This window comes from Methylobacterium sp. WL6, assembly GCF_008040095.1.
In the GTDB taxonomy this organism is placed as follows: domain Bacteria; phylum Pseudomonadota; class Alphaproteobacteria; order Rhizobiales; family Beijerinckiaceae; genus Methylobacterium.
The window spans coordinates 1-4331 of the sequence record NZ_VRVH01000351.1; the positions used below are offsets into that span (position 1 = coordinate 1).

General features: G+C 72.4%; 4 protein-coding genes. 3 read left to right on the top strand and 1 reads right to left on the bottom strand.

What is annotated here, in order from left to right; all coding sequences use genetic code 11:
- Window positions 1–238 (top strand): hypothetical protein (locus FV230_RS30385; protein WP_210248658.1); only part of this gene is annotated, 238 nt, incomplete at its 5' end.
- A 92-nt stretch (window positions 239–330) separates the two neighbouring features.
- Window positions 331–1635 (top strand): tRNA uridine-5-carboxymethylaminomethyl(34) synthesis GTPase MnmE, encoded by a 1305-nt coding sequence (gene mnmE / locus FV230_RS25290; RefSeq protein WP_147844355.1) that lies wholly within the window; start codon window positions 331–333, stop codon window positions 1633–1635.
- A 187-nt stretch (window positions 1636–1822) separates the two neighbouring features.
- Here mnmE and FV230_RS30000 read toward each other — a convergent pair whose 3' ends face one another.
- Complete coding sequence (locus FV230_RS30000) at window positions 1823–1972, bottom strand: hypothetical protein (protein WP_187275615.1); 150 nt, start codon at window positions 1970–1972, stop codon at window positions 1823–1825.
- Between the two features lie 360 nt (window positions 1973–2332).
- On the opposite strand from FV230_RS30000, the gene mnmG reads away from it, so the two are divergent.
- A complete protein-coding gene (gene mnmG, locus FV230_RS25295) occupies window positions 2333–4207 on the top strand; it encodes a tRNA uridine-5-carboxymethylaminomethyl(34) synthesis enzyme MnmG (protein WP_147844356.1) in 1875 nt (624 codons plus the stop codon).
- Window positions 4208–4331 lie beyond the last annotated feature (124 nt).

Consider the following 4331-nt stretch of genomic DNA (forward strand, 5'->3'; position numbering starts at 1 on the left):
CCCTTTTTTTTTAAATCAACCCGCCCCCACCGAGATTTATTGTTATGGTGTGGTGGGCAGCGTCAGATGTTTATACGCGGGCGGAGAGCGCCGGCCCGGCGAGCGCCAGGCCGGCGACGACCGCGCGACGGGTATGGGCCATGGCGTGCTCCCTTCGGACGGGTTTCGCGGTGCCGCGGTTTGCGCAACGTCGTTTGCCGAGGCAAGACCCTTTCGCCGGGATGCGGCCGATCGATGACGGCCGCCCCCGCGCGGAGGGCGGATGCCGGGAAGCCCCGGGCCCCCATCAGCGATCCGAGCATGAGCGATCCGAGCATGAGCGATCCGACCATGAGCGATCCCCCCACCCTGTTCGCCCCGGCCTCCGGCTTCGGGCGCGCCGCCATCGCGGTGATCCGCGTCAGCGGCCCGGCCGCCGGTGCCGTGCTCACGGCGCTCGCCGGCCCCCTGCCGGCGCCGCGCCGCCTCTCGCTGCGGACGCTGCGCGACCCCGCCGACGGCGCCATCCTCGACCGGGCGCTGATCGCTTGGATGCCCGGGCCGAGCACGGTCACCGGCGAGGACATGGCGGAGCTGCACCTGCATGGCGGCGTCGCGGTGCGGGCCGGCGTGATCCGCGCGCTCACCGCCTTTCCCGGCTGCCGCCCGGCCGAAGCCGGTGCCTTCACCCGGCGGGCCGTGCTCAACGGCCGGATGGACCTGACCGAGGCCGAGGGCGTCGCCGACCTGATCGAGGCCGAGACCGAGGCCCAGCGCCGTCAGGCCGTGCGCCAGCTCGATGGCGCCCTCGGCCGGCAGGTCGCGGCCTGGCGCGACAAGGCGATCGATTGCCTGGCCGCCGCCGAGGCAGCGCTGGATTTTTCCGACGAGGGCGACGTCGACGACGCGGCCCTGGATCGCGCCCTGTTCGACCGCGCCGCCCGCCTGCGTGCCGCCATCGCCGCGGCGCTCGCCGACGGGCGCCGCGGCGAGCGGGTGCGCGAGGGGTTCTGGATCGTGCTCGCCGGGCCGCCGAACGCCGGCAAGTCGACGCTGCTCAACGCGTTGAGCCGGCGCGACGCGGCGATCGTCTCGCCGGTGCCGGGCACCACCCGGGACGCGATCGAGGTGCGGCTCGATCTCGGCGGCCTGCCGGTGATGCTGGTCGACACCGCGGGCCTGCGCGAGACGCACGATCCGGTCGAGGCCGAGGGCATCCGGCGCACCCGCCGCCGGATGGCGGAAGCCGACCTCGTCCTGATGCTGGTGCCGCCGGGCCCGGAGGCGACCGAGCCCGCGGCGACCGGCCGGGTGCTGCGCGTGCGGACGAAGGCGGACCTCGCCGACGGGTCCGGCGGCGGCCTCGCCGTGTCGGCGCTGACGGGGCAGGGGATGCCGGCGCTGCTCGATGCCATCGCCGCAGAGGCCGAGGCCGCGCTCGGCGGCGGCGATGCGCTCATCACCCGCGAGCGCCACCGCGACGCCCTGGAGCGCTGCGTCGCCCATCTCGACGGGCTGCCCGCCGTCGCGGCGATGCCGGAATTGGTGGCCGAGGATCTGCGCCTGGCCGTCCGCGCGCTCGGCGAGGTCGGCGGCCATGTCGGGATCGAGGCGGTGCTCGATCGCCTGTTTTCCGGCTTCTGCATCGGCAAGTAGCGCGGCTTTCCCCCCTTCCTTGCGCGGAGCGAGGGGCGGCTCGATGCTGTCGCGCTGAACAGGCTGCGCGCGCGTCGCGCGGGCTGGTCGCCCAAGGCGATGTCGACGGACTACGCCGACGATGTCGACCCTGTCGCCGGCTTACGCGAAACACGCCCGATGTTTCACGTGAAAACCCGATCGCGTGTCACGAGCGGGTCAGGAACATCCCGGTGAGCAGGAAGCCGAAGCCGGCGAGGCCGAAGACGCCTTCCTTGCGCTGGCTCGGATCGATGAAGTGGGCGACGGCCCCGCCGGCGCAACAGAGCGCGCCCAGGCCGATGGTGATGATGTGCATCGTCTCGATCCTCGTTGGTCGCCCTCGCACGTGCGAGGTCTGCGATGTCACGAAATCCCGGGTAGCCGGGACGGACGCCGTTGTCCGTTCATAAGTCGTTCACAGATCGTCGATGACACGCGATCGTGAGTCCCGCAAGGGGTTTCATCGCGAGTCGGCATCCAAATTCGCAATGATCGACTGCCGAACGCAGTCGACCATCGTGCGGCAACGCTCCGGCCGGATGGATCGACTGATCGAATGCAGTATTCGTTGCCGAAGGCGACGGCACCGTGCCTTTGGATGGGGCACGATCGATGCCATCCCCTCAGCGGATCCCGGGCGATTGACCTTTCCGCAGCGCGGCGGCACATCCCGCGGATGCATGAGACGTCTCCACAGGCCTTCGATGTCCTCGTCGTCGGCGGCGGCCATGCCGGCGTCGAGGCGGCGGCGGCCGCCGCCCGGTGCGGCGCACGCACCGCCCTGGTCACGCACGATCCGGCGACCATCGGCGCGATGTCGTGCAATCCGGCGATCGGCGGCCTCGGCAAGGGCCATCTCGTGCGCGAGGTCGACGCCCTCGACGGCTTGATGGGCCGGGTCGCCGACGCGGCCGGCATCCAGTTCCGGCTGCTCAACCGGCGCAAGGGCCCGGCGGTGCGCGGGCCGCGCACCCAGGCCGACCGCAAGCTCTACGCGGCGGCGATGCAGGCGGCGGTGGCCGAGACCCGGAACCTGACCGTGGTCGCGGGCGCCTGCGAGGATCTGGTGGTGCGGGACGGGCGCGTCGCCGGGATCGTGCTCGGCGACGGGCGGACGCTCCGCTGCGGCGCGGTGGTGCTCACCACCGGCACCTTCCTGCGCGGGTTGATCCATATCGGCCCGGTTCAGATCCCGGCCGGCCGCGTCGGCGAGGCGCCGGCGGTCGGGCTGGCCCGGACGCTCGACCGGCTCGGCTTCCGGCTCGGGCGCCTGAAGACCGGTACCCCGCCGCGCCTCGACGGCCGCACCATCGACTGGTCGGGATTGGAGATGCAGGAGGCCGACGCCGAGCCGGTGCCGTTCTCGACCCTGACCGAGCGGATCACCACCCCGCAGATCCGCTGCGGCATCACCCGGACGACGCAAGCGGTCCACGACCTGATCCGCGAGACCCTGCACCTGTCGCCGATGTATTCCGGCGGCATCAGCAGCCGCGGCCCGCGCTACTGCCCGTCGATCGAGGACAAGGTGGTGCGCTTCGGCGACCGCGAGGGCCACCAGATCTTCCTCGAGCCCGAAGGCCTCGACGACCCGACGATCTACCCGAACGGCATCTCCACCGCGCTGCCGGAGGCGGTGCAGCACCGGCTCGTCGCCCTGATCCCGGGCCTGGAGGCGACGCGGATCCTGCGGCCGGGCTACGCCATCGAGTACGATTACGTCGACCCGCGCGAGCTCGATGCCGGGCTCCAGGCCGAGCGCCTGCCGGGCCTGCTGCTCGCCGGGCAGATCAACGGCACCACCGGCTACGAGGAAGCGGCGGGGCAGGGGCTGGTCGCCGGGATCAACGCCGCACGGATCGCCGCCGGCGCGGTGGCGGCGACCTTCGACCGGGCGGAATCCTACCTCGGCGTGATGATCGACGACCTCGTCACCCATGGGGTGAGCGAGCCCTACCGCATGTTCACCTCGCGCTCGGAGTATCGCCTGAGCCTGCGCGTCGACAACGCCGACGAGCGTCTGACCCCGCGCGGGGCCGCGCTCGGCTGCGTCGGGACCCGGCGGGCGGCGCACTTCGCCGCGTCGCAGGCCGAGCTGTCGGCGGTGCGCGCCCGCCTCGACGCGCTGACCCTGACGCCGACCCAGGCGCAGGCCCACGGCCTCGCGCTCAACCAGGACGGCATCCGCCGCACCGCCTTCCAAATTCTCTCCTATCCCGATCTGGACTGGGGCCGCTTGGCCTCGGTCTGGCCCGAGCTGAGCGCGGTCTCGCCGCGGATCGCCGAGCGCCTGCGGACGGATGCGACCTACGCAGTCTATCTCGACCGGCAGAATGCCGACATCGCCGCCTTCCGCCGCGACGAGGCGGTGAGCCTGCCGGTTCGGCTGGATTACGGGCGCATCGCCGGGCTCTCCAACGAGATGCGGATCAAGCTCGAGACCGTGCGGCCGGGAACCCTGGGGCAGGCGGCGCGGATCGAGGGCGTCACCCCGGCCGCGCTGACGCTGCTCGCCGCGCATGCGCGGCGTCGCGAGGCGGTGGCATCGTGAGGATGGTCCTAGCCGCAACGCGCGTCTTCCCTCCCCCCTCTGTGGGGGAGGGTACCCTGCCGAGCAGGGGGGGAGAGGGGAGCTCCGTTTCCGGAAAGGGTGCTCCCCTCTCCCGACCCTCGCT